This is a genomic window from Mesorhizobium sp. BR1-1-15 (genome assembly GCF_020165475.1).
GTDB lineage: Bacteria > Pseudomonadota > Alphaproteobacteria > Rhizobiales > Rhizobiaceae > Mesorhizobium.
The window spans coordinates 665,382-681,092 of sequence record NZ_JAIUIF010000001.1 but is presented as its reverse complement, the minus strand read 5'-3'; the positions used below and the strand labels follow the sequence as shown (position 1 = coordinate 681,092).

21 protein-coding genes and 1 pseudogene are annotated in these 15,711 nt (G+C 61.7%); 6 read left to right on the top strand and 16 right to left on the bottom strand.

The window, feature by feature from the left end; genetic code table 11:
• The first annotated feature begins 48 nt into the window (after positions 1-48).
• Complete coding sequence (locus LB541_RS03280; protein WP_140525119.1) at positions 49-795, top strand: DUF4142 domain-containing protein; 747 nt, start codon at positions 49-51, stop codon at positions 793-795.
• A 21-nt stretch (positions 796-816) separates the two neighbouring features.
• Positions 817-1,410, top strand: coding sequence for a general stress protein (locus LB541_RS03275; RefSeq protein ID WP_140497452.1), 594 nt, complete (start codon positions 817-819; stop codon positions 1,408-1,410).
• Between the two features lie 137 nt (positions 1,411-1,547).
• Here LB541_RS03275 and LB541_RS03270 read toward each other — a convergent pair whose 3' ends face one another.
• Both LB541_RS03270 and LB541_RS03265 read right to left on the bottom strand, forming a co-directional pair.
• Entirely contained in the window at positions 1,548-1,709 is a 162-nt protein-coding gene (locus LB541_RS03270) for a hypothetical protein (RefSeq protein ID WP_140497454.1), read from the bottom strand.
• Between the two features lie 84 nt (positions 1,710-1,793).
• The gene (locus LB541_RS03265) at positions 1,794-2,264 is read right to left on the bottom strand and encodes a YbhB/YbcL family Raf kinase inhibitor-like protein (RefSeq protein ID WP_224617826.1); all 471 of its coding nucleotides are present in this window, start codon (positions 2,262-2,264) and stop codon (positions 1,794-1,796) included.
• 54 nt (positions 2,265-2,318) lie between these two features.
• Between LB541_RS03265 and LB541_RS03260 the strand changes: the two genes are divergently transcribed.
• A complete protein-coding gene (locus tag LB541_RS03260; protein ID WP_140673597.1) occupies positions 2,319-2,699 on the top strand; it encodes a hypothetical protein in 381 nt (126 codons plus the stop codon).
• Here LB541_RS03260 and LB541_RS03255 read toward each other — a convergent pair.
• The 5 genes from LB541_RS03255 to LB541_RS03235 all read right to left on the bottom strand — a co-directional run bounded on the left by LB541_RS03255 (position 2,696) and on the right by LB541_RS03235 (position 7,340).
• On the bottom strand, positions 2,696-3,214 hold the full coding sequence (locus LB541_RS03255; RefSeq protein ID WP_140497458.1) for a ferritin-like domain-containing protein: 519 nt from the start codon (positions 3,212-3,214) through the stop codon (positions 2,696-2,698). The two genes, LB541_RS03260 and LB541_RS03255, sit on opposite strands and share 4 nt — an antisense overlap.
• Positions 3,215-3,446: 232 nt before the next feature.
• Entirely contained in the window at positions 3,447-3,995 is a 549-nt protein-coding gene (locus LB541_RS03250; RefSeq protein WP_140655477.1) for a DUF6496 domain-containing protein, read from the bottom strand.
• Positions 3,996-4,115: 120 nt separating this feature from the next.
• A complete protein-coding gene (locus LB541_RS03245) occupies positions 4,116-4,574 on the bottom strand; it encodes a DUF1772 domain-containing protein (RefSeq protein ID WP_140628931.1) in 459 nt (152 codons plus the stop codon).
• A gap of 79 nt (positions 4,575-4,653) precedes the next feature.
• Positions 4,654-5,319, bottom strand: a complete 666-nt coding sequence (locus tag LB541_RS03240) for a dienelactone hydrolase family protein (protein WP_140515223.1) — start codon at positions 5,317-5,319, stop codon at positions 4,654-4,656.
• Between the two features lie 29 nt (positions 5,320-5,348).
• On the bottom strand, positions 5,349-7,340 hold the full coding sequence (locus LB541_RS03235) for an erythromycin esterase family protein (protein WP_224617825.1): 1,992 nt from the start codon (positions 7,338-7,340) through the stop codon (positions 5,349-5,351).
• 310 nt (positions 7,341-7,650) lie between these two features.
• On the opposite strand from LB541_RS03235, the gene LB541_RS03230 reads away from it, so the two are divergent.
• Positions 7,651-7,842 carry a DUF2934 domain-containing protein gene (locus LB541_RS03230; RefSeq protein WP_140497466.1) on the top strand — a complete coding sequence of 64 codons (192 nt, stop codon included), beginning with the start codon at positions 7,651-7,653 and terminating at the stop codon, positions 7,840-7,842.
• 81 nt (positions 7,843-7,923) lie between these two features.
• Here LB541_RS03230 and LB541_RS03225 read toward each other — a convergent pair whose 3' ends face one another.
• The 5 genes and pseudogenes from LB541_RS03225 to LB541_RS03205 form a co-directional block, all read right to left on the bottom strand.
• Positions 7,924-8,352 (bottom strand): hypothetical protein, encoded by a 429-nt coding sequence (locus LB541_RS03225; RefSeq protein ID WP_140515225.1) that lies wholly within the window; start codon positions 8,350-8,352, stop codon positions 7,924-7,926.
• Between the two features lie 252 nt (positions 8,353-8,604).
• Positions 8,605-8,946 carry a sensor histidine kinase gene (locus LB541_RS03220; RefSeq protein WP_224519092.1) on the bottom strand — a complete coding sequence of 114 codons (342 nt, stop codon included), beginning with the start codon at positions 8,944-8,946 and terminating at the stop codon, positions 8,605-8,607.
• 90 nt (positions 8,947-9,036) lie between these two features.
• Positions 9,037-9,315, bottom strand: a pseudogene (locus tag LB541_RS28680) (HWE histidine kinase domain-containing protein); the annotation flags it as partial.
• Positions 9,316-9,786: 471 nt separating this feature from the next.
• Positions 9,787-10,560: a Crp/Fnr family transcriptional regulator gene (locus LB541_RS03210; protein ID WP_140497473.1), complete on the bottom strand. Its 774-nt coding sequence runs from the start codon at positions 10,558-10,560 to the stop codon at positions 9,787-9,789.
• Positions 10,557-10,946, bottom strand: a complete 390-nt coding sequence (locus LB541_RS03205) for a response regulator (protein WP_224617821.1) — start codon at positions 10,944-10,946, stop codon at positions 10,557-10,559. The genes LB541_RS03210 and LB541_RS03205 overlap by 4 nt, the downstream gene beginning before the upstream one ends.
• A 231-nt stretch (positions 10,947-11,177) precedes the next feature.
• Here LB541_RS03205 and LB541_RS03200 point away from each other — a divergent pair, with 231 nt between their 5' ends.
• Positions 11,178-11,399, top strand: coding sequence for a hypothetical protein (locus tag LB541_RS03200; protein WP_140497477.1), 222 nt, complete (start codon positions 11,178-11,180; stop codon positions 11,397-11,399).
• 121 nt (positions 11,400-11,520) lie between these two features.
• On the opposite strand, the gene LB541_RS03195 is transcribed toward LB541_RS03200, so the two are convergent.
• Positions 11,521-11,820, bottom strand: coding sequence for a DUF1236 domain-containing protein (locus tag LB541_RS03195; protein WP_224519082.1), 300 nt, complete (start codon positions 11,818-11,820; stop codon positions 11,521-11,523).
• A 194-nt stretch (positions 11,821-12,014) separates the two neighbouring features.
• Between LB541_RS03195 and LB541_RS03190 the strand changes: the two genes are divergently transcribed.
• Positions 12,015-12,884, top strand: a complete 870-nt coding sequence (locus LB541_RS03190) for a DUF1236 domain-containing protein (protein WP_224617820.1) — start codon at positions 12,015-12,017, stop codon at positions 12,882-12,884.
• 93 nt (positions 12,885-12,977) lie between these two features.
• On the opposite strand, the gene LB541_RS03185 is transcribed toward LB541_RS03190, so the two are convergent.
• The 3 genes from LB541_RS03185 to LB541_RS03175 are packed head-to-tail and all read right to left on the bottom strand — an operon-like array spanning position 12,978 to position 15,667.
• Complete coding sequence (locus LB541_RS03185) at positions 12,978-14,087, bottom strand: mannonate dehydratase (RefSeq protein ID WP_140515229.1); 1,110 nt, start codon at positions 14,085-14,087, stop codon at positions 12,978-12,980.
• Positions 14,088-14,097: 10 nt separating this feature from the next.
• Positions 14,098-14,883 carry an SDR family NAD(P)-dependent oxidoreductase gene (locus tag LB541_RS03180; RefSeq protein WP_140515230.1) on the bottom strand — a complete coding sequence of 262 codons (786 nt, stop codon included), beginning with the start codon at positions 14,881-14,883 and terminating at the stop codon, positions 14,098-14,100.
• A complete protein-coding gene (locus LB541_RS03175) occupies positions 14,876-15,667 on the bottom strand; it encodes a FadR/GntR family transcriptional regulator (RefSeq protein WP_224617819.1) in 792 nt (263 codons plus the stop codon). Before LB541_RS03175 ends, LB541_RS03180 begins: the two co-directional genes overlap by 8 nt.
• Between the last annotated feature and the right edge of the window lie 44 nt (positions 15,668-15,711).

Sequence of the window (15,711 nt, the reverse complement as noted above, 5' to 3'; positions counted from 1 at the left end):
GCTTGTTAGGGCGCATCGTAAGTTCGCGCATCGACAAGGACAAAGCCAATGAAAACGCGACACCTTCTTGCCTCGCTCGCCGCTGCTTCCATGCTTATCGCAATGCCTGCTTTGGCTGCTGCCGACAGCGCCCAGGATTTCGTCGACAAGGCCGCCGTCGGCGGCAAGTTCGAAGTCGACTCAAGCAAGATTGCCCAGGACAAGGCCCAGGATCAAAGCATCAAGAATTTCGCGCAGACGATGATCCGGGACCACGGCGCGGCCAACGCCAAGCTGGAAACAATTGCCGGCGAACAGAAGTTGAAGATGCCGACGGCGCTCGATGCGCAGCACCAGGCGGATCTGGATAAGCTCCAGAACGCACAGCCGCCAATCGATCCGGCCTATGTGGACATGCAGCGCAAGGCGCACGCCGATGCCGTCAATCTGTTTGAAAGCTACGCCCGCGACGGCGACAATGCGGCCCTCAAGACGTTCGCCCAGCAGACGGTCGATACGTTGAAGATGCATCGGCAGATGATCGAAAAGATCGCCGCCGGCCAGGACTCCATCACGGGAGCGACAACGCCCGCTGTGAAAACCACGAACACGCCCAATGCCGCGGCCCTGGTGCCCGGCGCAAACAGTTTCACCGAGACCCAGGCAAAGAGCCGCATCGAGGATGCCGGCTATTCCAATGTGTCGAAGCTTGCCAAGGACGATCAAGGCATCTGGCGCGGCCAGGCGACCAAGTCAGGCCAAAGTGTCGCCGTCGGGCTCGACTATCAGGGCAACGTCGTCGCCGACAGCAAATGAGCCCGATCAGGAGATATCAAAATGAAAACCGTAACTGCACTGTTCGACAACTATGACGACGCAGCCGACGCGGTCGGCGAACTGGAAGCGTCCGGAGTGCCACATTCCGATATCAGCATCATCGCCAACAACTCGGATGGCTGGTACGAGAGAGATCGTTCCGAAGCCGCTGAAGATGCCGCGAGCGGTGCAGGGATAGGGGCCGTGGTCGGTGGCGCCGGCGGTTTGCTGACAGGGTTGGGCGTCATGGCCGTTCCGGGCGTCGGACCTGTGGTTGCGGCCGGATGGCTTGCCGCTACCGCCACCGGGGCGGTTGCCGGCGCGGTGGCTGGTGGTGCGGCGGGCGGTATCATTGGCGCTCTGACGGATTCGGGCGTTTCCGAAAACGATGCAAATGTCTATGCAGAGGGCGTACGTCGTGGCGGTACGCTGGTGACGGCCAAGGTGGACGATGGGCTTGTTCCGGAAGCCGAGGACATTCTGGGTCAGTCCAGCTCGGTTGACGTAATGGAACGCCGCAGGGCTTACGAGGCGGATGGCTGGACCGGCTTTGACGTCAACGCGGGCGACTATGTCCCTGAGCGCGACGGCGGCAGGGCAATAAACCGGCCCTGAAGAACAAGCCTGCCAGGGCGGCGGGGCACTTTGCAGCCAGGCCGGCGTGGGTGCCTCGCCCGAAATTGATCTTCGGGACATGTGCGAGGGATGTTTGGACCGCTGATTAAGTTTGCTGTGGGCCACGGTAGCTACAATCAATCCTTGTCCTGATGATAGAGCCGATCGGTGGCTCGATCGCTTTCTCTGCGTTCTGCGGGACCGCGGCGACGTCGGGTGACAATGACGTAGGCCAGCAACACGAGCAGCAACAATGGCCCGCCGGCGACGACGATCAACCACATGACGCTTTCAAACATGGGACGTCTCCTTTCCCTCACAACCGGCAAGGAGAAGAACCGTTCCGCACGTGGACGACGGCGCCCGGATCAATCTGCCTTCAATTACCGGCCACGTTCGTAGGTTCCGACGAGTTCTGCCTGCTCCAGCAAATGTTTTTGCGCCTCCTGCCAGATACGCTCCACGCCCGTGCTTGCGGGGATAGCAAGGTTCGGCGTGTCGAGCGCCGCCAGCCGGAAGTGGTAGTGATGGACACCGTGGCCCACAGGCGGTTCAGGGCCGTCGTAATAGGCGTTACCGAAATCGTTCCGCGCTTGCCTGAGGGCCTGTGGACCCGGTCTGCCGCTTTCCGCTTCGGGCAACTCCTGCACCTCCGGCGATATGTTGAACACCGCCCAATGGCCGAACATTCCGCTCGGCGCGTCGGGATCCTGGACGACAAGGACGAGGCTCTTTGTGCCGTCCGGTACCCCGGCCCACTTCAGAGGCGGAGATACGTTCTTGCCGTCACGAGTATAGGCTTCGGGGATCTCTCCGCCGTCGGCAAAGGCGGGGCTGCTGAGCGTCAGGGGCATGGTTCGCACTCCTTTGGGGGAACATTCGATCGCATCACCGCCGCGTCGCAAAGCATGCCGGAACTGTTTGCGGTCATCGAATTGCTTGCGAGCATGTTCCGGCGCGGCTCAAGCGCGCTGCGGCTCGAAAGGATCCTAAGATCCCGTCATAAGCGGCTTGAGGACGAATATGGCCAAGAGGCCAATAAAAAACACGGCGGCGATCACGACACTCCAGGTGATGAGCTTTCCGGTACCGCGTTGCTCTTCCTCGCGAGACAGGTCTTCCGGCATTTCGCGGATCCTCCTGTAAGGTTCGATGATTTGACAACCTGTTTTGTCGAGGCAGGTTCCCGGCAGCCAAATCCAGAGCAGGACCCGCAGTTCAACTCGAACGCACCCCGCTCTGGACAGGAAGGCTGCCGGGCGCTTAGCGCCGGGCTGCCCCGCGGCTAAGCGGCTTTCTCAAGAGCCCGCTCATTGACCCCGCCTTCGCCTAAGCCTGTAAGCGCTTCATCGGTTGCCACTTCCTCTTTGAGCGTCTCGTTGAGGAGCTTGACCGCGTCGCTCTTGCCAAGCTGTTCAGCCCACGCGATCAACGTGCCGTAGCGTGCGATTTCATAGTGCTCGACCGCCTGTGCCGCTCCGACCAGTCCTGCATCCAATGCTGGGTCGCCCTTATAGTCGTCGAGAATCTCCGAACCCTCTTCGAGAATGCCGTCGATTGCCGGACAGGTCTTGCCGCGGGCTGGCTTGTCCATCAGGTCGAACACCTGTTCGAGGCGGTCGACCTGGCCTTCGGTTTCCACGCGATGTTTCTCGAACGCCGCCGCGACCTCCTCGGACTCGGCACCCTTGGCCATCTTGGGCAGCGCCTTTAGTATTTTCTTTTCGGCGTAATAAATATCCTTCAGCCCGTCGAGGAACAGGGCTTCCAGCCCTTTCGTCGCCGCCTTCTTCGCAGTCGCCATGTCTTCGTCTCCCTAAGGTTGTCATGAAAGCTCCACCACCGGTGTAGCTTTCCATAACCTTGAACACGGGCCGTTGTTCCCGCCGGATCGAGACAAAGACAAGGACGGCCGTATCTCACACGATCGCACTGTCCCAGCTGACATAGTGCGCATCGCTTGACGCTGGCTGCGGTCCAGCTACCTCTCACCAGCCGGCTGGAGAGAGTGCGTAGCGGGTTTTCGACCTTCTAGTCTAGGTTCGGCCCGCACGCGTGCTGGCGGCCTTCTGCGCTGCTTTCTTTCTTCCGGCAGCACCCTTGGTGCGGACCGCCTTGCGTGCGGCGGCGGACCGGCCTGCAGTGCCCTTCGTCTCCGAGGCTTTCTTGGCTGCGGCCGAGCGCTCCTCGGCCGTCCGGCGCGACGCCGCCTGCTTGGTCTGTCTTGAAAGCGCCTCATGGGATGCCGTGTTCTTCGGCTCGTGCTCGAGAACCTCGGAAACGGCCTTCGAGACCTTGGGGCTGCGTTTTGGCTTACGTTCGCCCTGGCCAACTTCATAGGCGTATTCGGCGCTCTTGCGGGTGCTCTCCTTGACGCTTCGTTTCTTGGGCGGAGGCAGGTCGACGCCTGCGCGGCGCGCCTCCGAAAGACCGATGGCGATCGCCTGCTTGGTCGAGCGCGCGCCGTGCTTGCCGCGACGGACCTTCTCGATCTCGTCATGCACGAATTCGCCGGCCTGCGTGGTGGGCGATTTACCTTCGCGCTTGTCTTTTTTCGCTTTCTCGATGGTTTTCTTATCCGGCATCGCTTTCTCCTCGTTGGATACAGCGGGACAGATGGCGGTGCGACGTCGCGACCTCCAGAAAACCTAACGCATCGATGGCGCGAATGAACCGGAGGAAAAGAGACTTTCTCCGGCGACAATCTACAGATCGGCCGGACGCCACGAGAGCGCCGACAGCGTCGCGAGACAGAGCGCGGCAAATACAATCGCGGTATTTACCGCATGAGAATATTCCCATTGCTGCCTGAGCGCTTCCCAGTTTGCGGGAACTGTCGTCCAGTTCTGCGTCGCCTGGTTGGCAGGGAGCGTCCAGACAACGAAGATCGCGAGCATGATCGCGAAACACAGCGCCGCAAGCAGGGCGAGCCAAAAGGGCCAAGCCTGTGAGCGCACGGAGATCGCCAACAATGCGTTCACGATCAGCGCGGCAGGCCAGAGCAATCCAAGGATCGCCCATCCGTAATAGATGCCTTGGACGGTGAAATATTCCGGCTGCGGCAGAGATATCTTGTTGGGAAGAGCGGCGAGATGGGCCCCTGCCGGGATGAGCGCGAGGGCCGAAATGACAATGGCGAGAAATTGCAGAACCCTGACTGTCATGGAACTCCTCCGCGGAATGATTTTTGACGCGCCGACGACCCAATCGATCTGGCTCTCTGATGAGGCGTTGGCGCCGGCGTCACGCGGGCAGTTGGCGCAGGAACCATTGGATCGCGAGGTCCGCCACTTCTTCCATCGCGCCGGGCTCCTCGAACAGGTGCGTCGCAGCCGGAACGATGGCCAGCTCCTTTTCACACCGCAGCGCCGCGAACGCCGAACGGTTGAGCGCAATCACCTGCGTGTCTGCGCCGCCGACCACGAGCAGCGTTGGTGCCCGGACGCGGGGCAGGGCAGGTGCCGCAAGATCCGGACGCCCGCCGCGCGAGACGACGGCGGCCGCTCGATCCGGGCGCTCTGCCGCAGCCATCAGCGCCGCGGCAGCCCCTGTGCTCGCGCCGAAATAACCGACGCGCAGCGCCGACGTTTCCTCGGACATGTGCAGCCAGTCGGTAACCTGAACCAGTCGATCGGCGAGCAAGCGGATGTCGAACCGCAACTCGGCGGTAATCTGGTCGATACGCTCCTCTTCGGTCGTCAACAGGTCGATGAGTAACGTGGCGAGTTCCGCCTCGTTCAACCGTCCGGCCACATAGCGGTTGCGCGGGCTGTGCCGGCTGCTGCCGCTGCCGTGAGCGAAGAGGACGAGCCCACGGGCTTCCTGCGGCAGCGACAGGTTGCCCGCGAGCATTGCGCCGCCGGCGGGAACCTGCACGGCCTTCTCGTTTGTCTTCAGGACTGAGACCATGGCGATCTCCATCTCAACTGGATCGGTCCCTAAACCCCGAACGGATAGGTCTCCGCGAGCTCGCCGGCGTCCCATTGCGAGCTGCGCTCCAGCGGCTCAACCGCCCGCGTCTCGTCGAAATGCAGCAGCATGTCGAATTGCGCGGCAAGGTTGGCATGGAAGTAGTGGCTGGCCCGTTCGGTCTCAGGCCGGTAGATGACGCCGATCGCGCGCTCCAGGAGCCGTCGCGGCAGGGCTTCGCCGTCGCCGCGCAGATCCAGCTGGAAGCGATCGGACGGGACAGCATGCAGCAGCGCCTCATAGCTGCGCGCCAGGGCAGGCCGGACAGCCTTGCGCTCCGCCGGACCGTCCCAGTTCGACGCGGCCGTCACCGTTCCTTGATACGTCGTGAAGCCGACGAGGAAGGCCTCGCGCTCATGCTTTTCGCGGATAAGCTGTCCGAGGTTGATTTCGCCATGCAGGCTCCTGTCTGTCGCCCTGGCGTCGCCAAGATGGGAGTTATGCGCCCAAACCACGATCTTCGGCGATCGCCCGAGCCGGCCGAGATGAGCGGTGAGAGCTTCGAACGTCTCGGCCATGTGCCGGTCACGCAGGTTCCAGGTCGATTCAGGCGCCAGGAACATGGCCCGATAATAGGCCTCCGCATTTTTTACGAGGCGGGCGTTTTGCTGCGCCGCGAAGAGTTCGTCCGCGACGGCGCCTTCGCGCGGCTCGGCCTTCGCCGGGCGCCGCTTCAGCATCTCGACCAGCTGTGCGACCACAGCCTCCTGGCAGGATTTGTCGACCTCATTGCCGGCTATGAAGCCATAAGCCTGCGGGTCAGGGCCGAAATGGTCGAAACAGGCATAGCGGCGACGCGCGATCTCCGCCGCGGCCGGGTCGGCCTTTTCGAGATAGCGTAGCACCGCCTTCATCGCGCCATGCAAGGCATAGAGGTCGAGCCCGTAGAACCCGGCTTTCGGATTGCCCTTGCCGGGCGCTTCATTGTGCCGGCGCAGCCATTCGACAAAATCGACGACGACCCTGTTCCGCCACATCCAGGTGGGGAAGCGTCGGAAATCGGCGAGCGCCTCTTCCGCGTCGATATCCTCGCCTGTTCCCTGAACATAGCGGTTGACCCGGTATGTGTCGGGCCAGTCGGCTTCGACAGCAACGGCGGCAAAATCCTGCTCCTCGATTAGCCGCCGCGTGATCCGCGCGCGCTCCTCATAGAACTCGTGTGTGCCGTGCGAAGCTTCACCGAGCAACACGAAGCGCGCCTCGCCGATCGCCGCCAAGAGCTCGTCGTAGTCTCGCGCGTCTCCGGAGAGCCGAACGACGTGCTTGTGCAATCGGTTTGCCGTATTCTGCGGCGCATCGCGGCCGGACGGTGCGGTTGGTCGCCCCGCCTTGGCGAGAAGGGCGCGGACCTCGTCGTCGCTGGTTTGGGAGAAGTCTTCATACCAGCGCCCGACGCCGATGAGCGGCTGCGGCGTCGTCGCACAGACGACCTCGTCTGCCTCGCTCTCCATCGCCTCGCAGGTGTCGGGACTGCCGACCGGAACGGCCGCAACTATACGGGCAGGCCGCTTTTCGCGCAGCGCCCTGACCGCCGCGCGCATGGTCGACCCAGTGGCGAGCCCATCGTCCACGAGAATGACGATTCGATCCTCCACAAGGAGCGGTACCCGCTCGCCGCGATAGAGGTGCTCGCGGCGTAAAAGCTCCCTCTCCTCGCTGGCAGTGACCGCATCGATGACGTGGGCCGGCACAGCGAGGCCTTCCACGATCTCGTCGTTCAGGACGCGTACGCCGGAGGTCGCGATTGCGCCCATGGCCAACTCTTCGTAACCGGGAACGCCGAGCTTGCGCACGACGAAAACGTCGAGCGGTGCCTTCAATGCCTGTGCGACTTCGTAGGCGACAGGCACGCCGCCGCGCGGCAGCGCCAGCACGGTGACATCATCGCGCGCTGCGAAGTGGCCGAGCTTATCAGCGAGAACGCGTCCTGCCTCGCGACGATCCGAAAAGACAATAGTCATGATCTCAAGCCCAATATTTGCGTCGCGCCCACCCTTTGGGGTCCCGCTGCAAGGCTTTGATTGGCCGAGGCCACACGGGGCGGCAAGGCGTGGCGCAGGCACATCATTGGCGTGTTCGTCGCCAAGAGTTCGAGCGGCGGGCATTCCCAAGCCATCCCCCACTGCGCCGATGCTCGGAAACGGCCTAATCCCCCAAGGGTTCCGTGTCGCTCCGGTGCGGCTAGTCCGGATCGCTCCAAAAGCGTTGCCTTTGTTTCCGGAGGGAACAAAGCGGCCTGCCGGAGATTGGGGCACGCAGGAGGAGTTTCCAATGGACAAGGAAGAACTCATAAAGCGACGAGCCTACGAGATCTGGGAGCGCGAAGGCCGCCCGCCGGGCCGAGAGCAGGAGCATTGGGACCAGGCCGTGCAGGAAATAGAGGCGGAAGGATCGGAAGCCGAGCGCGGTCCGGTGGTGCCCGATCCGACCATCGGCAGCGGGTCGGAGCCTCGAAGCTCCTGAAGCGACGTCACTTGCCGCCAAGGAGGAAAAATGCGTCGACCGACTGTTCATTCCGTCGACGCATTCGAGATGGCGTCTCGGTCAACGTCCGAGCAGCGCCCTGAGCCTGGCGAAGATATTGAAACCTTCGCCCATGGCGGCGCGCACGCGAACGGCGACCCACCCGGCTTTCATGGTCGCACCGACGTGGCAATCGCAGACGATGTTGTGCAACTGCCAGTTGGACAGTTCGAAAAAGCGCTTTGCCTCGCCATAGGTGTCGCCTTCCAGACCCTGCGCCCGCAGTATCGGATCTTCGAACGCTACGCTGATGGGGGATTGCACGCAGTAGGCGTTTTCGCGCATGTCGGGGCTCATATATTCGGTGCCCGGAAGCGCTCCGAGGCGCCGTTCAGGATGACGCTCAAGAAGACTTGCCCAGCGCTCCAGGCGTTGGTTCCGCGTCATTGTCGGGCACACCGTATCAACTTCCGCGATTGCGTGTAGTTGTTCGAGTGTATGGGACTTCATGGTCAGCTCCTGTTGATCCAGGTTCCTCCCGCTTCAAGGTGAGTCGCGAGATCACGACAGCGCGCTCGCCGTCGCCGCGCTCCGAACTCTTTGTTGTCGCTGAAGTTCCATCATTTTGAGAATTTGAAGGCTGGTGCGGCGGCAACTCGGCAAACCCCAGGGCCGTTGCGCCACCTCGGTCGGTGCTGGGTCAGCCCCTTCCAACTCCACGCTCCTGGCCCCGGCCGCCTTTCGGCGCAGGAGTGTCGGTGTTCAATGCTGGAGATCGTCGGGCGGGTCCTCCAGGCTCCTGCTGGGGTGAATTTCGTTCGAGAGGGGGATATCCATCGTGCAGATCACCTCGGCATCGGTGAAGCGCAGCGAGCCAGCTCCGCCGATCTCATAGGGCACCACCTTTTCGATCAGCTCGGATCCGAAGCCGCGTCGCGCAGGTATTGCTGCCGGACCATGCAGGTCCTCGATCCAGCGGATCTTCAGCTCCTGTCTGGCGGGCGTGCCACCCACTTTCCAGCTTACGCTGATTGATTTGTCGGCTGCCGACAGCGCGCCATATTTCATCGAGTTGGTGGCGAGTTCGTGGAACGCCAGGCCCAAGGTCTCCGCCGTCTTTCCGGACAAGGAAATATCCGGGCCATCTATGGTGAACTGATCTTCCGTCCGGCCGCCTTGGGACGCAAGCTCGTCAAGGACAAGCATGTCAAGCTGCACGGTGGCCGAGGCCGATCGCATCAGCACATTGTGCGTGCGTGCAAGCGCATTGATGCGGCCCTCGAGGTGAAAGGCATAGTCCTCGACATTGTTGCTGTTTTCAACCGACCGGCGAGCGATCGAACGGACAATGCTCAACGTGTTGCGAACGCGGTGCTGCAATTCGGCGGCAAATGCCTTCGTCGCCTGGAGGCGGTCGCGTGTGACCTGGAGTTCGGCTTCGAGCCGGGCGATATGATCGTCACGTTCGTCCATCTGTTCATCGACATGGCTGAGCCGCATCGACGCGGAAGCATCGCGTTCTTCGGCGGACACACTTTGCGGACGGGAGAATGTACCCGTGACGTCTTTCTTGGGAGGTCTTTTTCCAGCCACCTGTCAGTCTTTCAACCGTTCATCGATCATGCGCGGTGCCAAGCGCATCGTCTCGTCGGCCTTTGGCTCGCGTTCACGCGCCCAGGATTGGCTTTCGTGCCGCCGCGCGCGGTTTTCAGCCGGCGAAAATGATACCGTCGAGCCGGCAGGAGCATTAATGCCGCCGCTGTCGGCGGAAATATGGAGGGCGATAGCAGCGGCCCAGCGGATCGATCGTACCTGCCGATCCGCCGATCAAATCGCGCTTGGCCATCGCTCGCTACCGCCTCCGGTCACGCCGAACCGGCAGAAGCAGGCCAGGTTCCCTATGATGTTTCATTTTTGCGCTCCACTCGATGAGGCCGTGCCTGATCATGCAAAAGGCTCCCTGACGTCCAACAGATGAAGGTAATCAGGATTGAAAAAGGCCGCCGCCTCCAGTTTCGCCAGGTTCTTGATCGTTACAGTGCCGTTGTTGAACGAAATGAGGCCATCGCGCCTGAGATCCTGAAGCGTACGGTTGATGTGCACGTTCGAAAGACCGAGCGTATCGCCCAGGGTCGCCTGGGTTACCGGTAGGGGATAGCTCTTGCCGGCCGTTTCACCAATTGCGTGAAGCCTGTGGAACAGCTCGCAAAAAAGGTGAGCCATCCGCTCATAAGCAGTCCGCTGGCCGATGTTGACGACCCATTCGCGGGTGATCGCCTCGTCGAGCAGCGTGGTCCACCAGAGCGCACGCGTAAGATTGGGATAGCTGTTGGTGAAGCCGAGGATGGCGCTCTGCGGGATCGCCGCAACCTTGGAGCGGCTGAGAGCACCGATCGAGTGGTCCATGCGCCGCAGCAGGAACACGTGAAGATCGCAAAGGTCGCCCGGCACCAAATAGGCAAGGATCTGTCGCCGACCGTCTTCGAGAATCTTGTAGCGGCAGGCAAATCCTTCGAGCAGCAGGTTGACCCCGCCTGTCCGGTCGCCCCTTTGGATGACGTCATCGCCGGCGGCGAATTCGGCGACCTTTGTTGTCGCGCTCTCGATGGCGTCGCATTCTTCCACGGACAGGACCGTGAAATTGGACAGCTTGCGGATAAGCGGGTGCCGCGCGGTCTTCGCTCTCAGGCCAACCGCCGGCTCGCTTCTCTCGTTCATCGCGTGTCATGTGCCGTCGCGGCAACGAACTTGACAATGCTGCCGAATTCCAGAGGCTTTTCAAATCGCCTGATCCCGCCGAGCTCTGCTGGAATGGCCGTCTGATCATAGCCGGTGGCGAAGGCGATCGGAACGCCTTTCGCCAACGACTCGCGGGCAATCTCGAATGTCTGCTCGCCGCGCAAGTTGATATCGAGAATCGCAAAATCGCATTGACCGCTGTTCAGCAATTCGATTGCGGGCTCGACCGTGGCGACCGGGCCGAGCACTATCGCCCCTTGTGTGACGAGAGCCTTACGCAGGTCATCGGCGAGAAAATATTCGTCTTCCACGATCAAAACGCGAATCCCGCCCAGAAAGGCTGATTTCGCCGCTTCCCCGTCCATGGTGCAAGAGCTCTCCCTTTGCAGCGGCCATCACTTGGGACACTACACCGCAACCCGCTGCACTCCCAGTTATATTTCCACCGATGCAGCGGAGGTGAACTCCAAAGCCACCGCCAGCCCCTATTTTCCTGAATCGACATCTTTTTCGTCTGCCGTTTTAACAATTGTGATGGCAGGTTTCGGTGTCCGTCAACACAGTGAGAAAAACGGGGAAATAAGGAGGAGGAACCGATGCCTGTGATCGATATGACCTCGAAGGAACTGATCCGGGCCATCGATCACTACATCAATTCCCGCAGAAATCTCGAATGGCCAATTTCCACGGCGCAGGCGGTGTCAGCCATCCGTTACGAACTGCCAGAATGCACTCTCTCCGACAAAGAACTGGCGGACATTGTTGCCAGCTCAGCAATTCAAAAGCATCGCAACATCGCATTTGACCTGCAGTCGTAGCCATGCTCATGCATGTCGCCCAAAACGCCTCGGTTTGGAACAAAGACATGCATGAAAACAGAAACCTGACACAGGTCGCCCGCCTCGACGCATGCCGGGGCGGGCGCTTTGGAACATGCGGTCATTGAAGGACCTGGACGATTTTCCGGGTTTCCGGGTCGACCAGAACTGTTCGATTGTCGACCACGACGTAGCGGTATTTCACATCGGGAACTTCATGAAGTTCGACCGTATCAGGCACGGTGGATCCGACATTGAGTTCCACGCCGGGCAGTTGGACCGAGGCCAGCGGCTGCTTCTTCACATACTCCTTGATAACGGTTTCTTGCTCCGGCTGGATGACCACATCTTGCGCCGCGGCCGCTCCGGCCCCCGCAAGAAACAGGATGCCCACTGCCGTTCCCAGTAGATATTTTTCCACTTCTGTCTCCATCAGATGTTGGGCAGGGCGCCAAGCCGACGACGCCACCGGCGTTTCGGCAGGTGCGCCCTATGCGCCGAACTTCGCAAAATGCCGGCAGTTCCATCCGCTCCGGAATATATTAGCCTTCGGTGGAACAATCACGGGGTGGCAAAGTTTTGCCGCGAAGGGACTGCCATCCTAGGAGATTTCCCATGAGAACCACTCTGATCACCAGCATGTTAGCGCTTACCCTCGGATGTGGGGCGGCAATCGCGCAGACCCAGCAGCAGTCGGGCGAAGCGGCCCAATCGGGTGGGGCAGACACTTGCGCAGCCGGCTCGGCCAATTGCCAGAAGGGCGGCAGCACCGAGCAGCAGACGCAAGGCAAGGCCGGCATGAAGACCGACGAGCAGGCGCAAGGCAAAGCCGGAGCGAAGACCGATGAGCAGGCGCAGGGCAAGGCGGGTGTAAAGACCGACGAGCAGGCGCAAGGTAAGGCCGGCATGAAGACCGACGAGCAGGCGCAAGGCAAGGCCGGCATGAAGACCGACGAGCAGGCGCAAGGCAAGGCCGGCATGAAGACCGACGAGCAGGCGCAAGGCAAAGCCGGAGCGAAGACCGACGAGCAGGCGCAAGGCAAGGCGGGCGTGAAGACCGATCAGCAGGCGCAAGGCAAGCCCCGCATGAAGACCGAGGAGCAGGCGCAGGGCAAGGCCGGTACGACTACCGGTCAGCAAGCGCAGGGCAAGGCCGGTACGACTACCGATCAGCAAGCGCAGGGCAAGGCCGGTACGACTACCGACCAGAGTTCAACCGCTTCAATCAACAATATATCCGTCGAGCAGAAGACCGAAATCACCAACGTCATCCGCGAGACGAAGGTGGAACCGGTCTCGAACCTCGACGTGGACATTTCGGTCGGCGTGAAAGTGCCGAAGCAGAAGGTGCGGCTGCATCGACTTCCGCACCGGATCGTCGAAATCGTTCCTGCCTATGAGAGCTATGAATATTTCCTCCTGGCCGATGGCAGGATTGTTATTGTCGATCCGAACTCATATGAGATCGTCGCTATCCTGAGTTAGGAACCGAGCCGACTAACAAAAGCCCGCTCTCCATCGAAAGCGGGCTTTTGCGGCGCCTTCGGGCTCGAAAAATGTCAGTCGTGCGTCCCCTATTCACTCCGCTGCCATGTCGGGTGCCCGGCTTCGTACCGGGCCTAGCGCGTCGGCGTTCTGCACCAGTGCGCGCATGTAGCCCAATGCGAAGGCCTTGCCGGCGTGCCATGGCGCGTCGCAGGCCATCTCAGGCGTGTGATCGGGTATCATGACGCCTTGATAATTCTCGTCGCGCAGAATGCGCACGATCTCGGCCATGTCGATGTCGCCGTCGTCGACGAAGGTTTCGTGATATTTCGGCACTTTGCCCCGCACATTGCGGAAATGGATATAGCCGATGCGGCCACGCCGCGCGAAACGGCGCACATGGCTGTAGATCTCCTCGGTCTGCGGCATCTCCTGCAGCGAGCCGAGGCAGAGCTCCAGCCCGTTGGCGGGCGAGTCGACGATATCCATCAGCCGATCATATTTCTGCGGCCGGTTGACGAGGCGCGCCGTGCCGCGCAGCGCCTCGGCGGGTGGATCGTCCGGATGCGCAGCCATCACGACGCCGGCCTCTTCGGCCACCGGTACGATTTCGCGCAGAAAGACGCCAAGCCGTTCCCACAGTTCTTCTTGCGAGACCCTGACAGGCGCGGCGCCGGCTCGGCCCGGCCGGTAGCGCATATTCCAGACCACTCCGTCGGGCAGCGGCAGGTCGGGATCGATATTGGACAAATCGAGCCCCACGGACATGGCGTCGCCGCGCGCGAATGGCCCGCGCTGCCAGCCCCACACGCCCGCGATCGAGAAGTTGTAGCCTATGCAGGGAATGCCGGCCCGGCCGGCGTCACGCACCAGGCGCTTGAGGCCGTCGAGCTGCCTCGACCGATCGGGGCCGCCGAGCAGCACGTCGGACCAGAAGCGCGGCGACAGGTTTTCGATGCCGGCGATCTCCAGGCCGTTGTCGCGTACGGTTTTCACCAGTCCGGTGAAATCCTCGTAGCTCCACAATCCATCCGTTGAACAATCGCCCCAGCCATCCGTTTCGGTGCCGGCCGACAGCGAGGGATCGCGGCCGCGAAAATAGTTGGTCAGATGCGCAACGACATGCGTTGCGCCGGCCTGCCGGGCAAAGCGGAAATTCTCCGGCGTCAGCGAATCGCGATAGAGGCCAAGTCCGATCTTCATCCGCGTTACCCTACTTGACGCCGATGCCGGCGGTGAGGCCGCCATCGATCTTGTAGTCAGCGCCGGTGCAGAAGCCGGCTTTCGATGAACACAGGAAAGCGATGAGTTCCGCCACTTCCTCCGGCTCGCCGATACGGCCGAGCGGATGGGCGGCGCCGAAGCGCCTGTAGGCTTCTTCGACATCGGCGTCGCTGCCATTGTCGCCACGCGCCGCCTTCTCGAGGATTGGCGTGCGGATCGAGCCCGGGCTGACCGAATTGACCCGGATGCCGGCCGCGGCATAGTCGAGCGCCAGCGAACGCGTCAACGTGTGGATGGCGCCCTTGGTTGTGGCATAGGCTGCGACGTTCTGCTGGCAGGCGAACCCCTGCACCGAGGCGACATTGACGATGGCACCGCCGCCTCGGCGGATCATTTCGGGAATGCCGAAATGCGCGGTCAGGTAGATCGACCCGACATTGACCGTCATCGCCCGGTTCCAGGTTTCCCAGTCGGTGGTGGTCGCCGTGCCGTAGGGGTGGACCGCCGCCGAATTGACGATGATGTCGATGCCGCCGAACCTCGCGACGCCCGCTGCGACCGCGTCGCGCACCTGGTCGGAAACGGAGACATCCACCGTTTGCACCAGCGCATTCGCTCCGGCCTTGGCGAGGTTCTCCTGCATGGCGGCATTGGCCGCCCGGTCGATGCCGCAGGCGATGATCGCAGCGCCGCCTTGCGCCAGGCGGCTCGCAGTGGCGAGCGCGATGCCGGTCGTGCCGGTGATCAGCGCCACCTTGTTCTCAAAATCAGACATGATGCAAATCCTTGGAAGATGCCGGACCCGGCTGCACCGGGTTTGCCGCCGAGATACGGGCGTTTTCGAGGTCGTCGGGAACGAAGCGCAAGCCGAAATCGAGATGCCGGCTCATCAGGTAGCAGTAGGCAATGCGGTCGCGCGCGCGCAGCGCCGCGATGATCTCGCCATGCGCGTGGCGTGTTTCGCTCAGCACCGGCCGGATGGATTTGCCGACGGTCATGATGTGCAGGATGACCGGCGACAGGAACTGATAGGTCTGCACCAGCATACGGTTGCCGGCGAGCTTCATCAGCGCCAGATGAAAATTGAAATCGCGTTGCGCGGCTTCCTGGACATCCTTGCTGGTCTCGATCAGGTCATTGACCTCATCCAGGACTTCAAGTTCGGCGGCACTGGCATTGAGGATGATGTGGTCGCCGACGCTCACTTCGATGATGCGGCGAAATCCTTGTATGTCGTGAAAGGACGTTTTCGATATGTCCATCTGCGCGGCGAAAAAATTCTGGATCGCGACATTCTGGCGATCGGCGAGCACCGCGCCGACGCGCGGCTTGGGATCGATCAGCCCATAGGTTCGGATGGTGCGCAGCGCCTCGCGTATCGTGTTGCGGCTGGCGCCGAACAGTTCGCCAAGCTCCCGTTCGGTGGGCAGCACATCGCCGATGGACATGGCGCGATTGCGGATGAGGTCGAGGATCTGCCGCACGGTCTGGTCGACGGCGGAACTGCTGATCCCGGCTTCGTCTGCCGCCTCCATCGAATCGTGGCTCGCCTGTTCCACCGCAGAACTCCTTGCTATTTGTTGGACCACCCTAGGGCTCGATC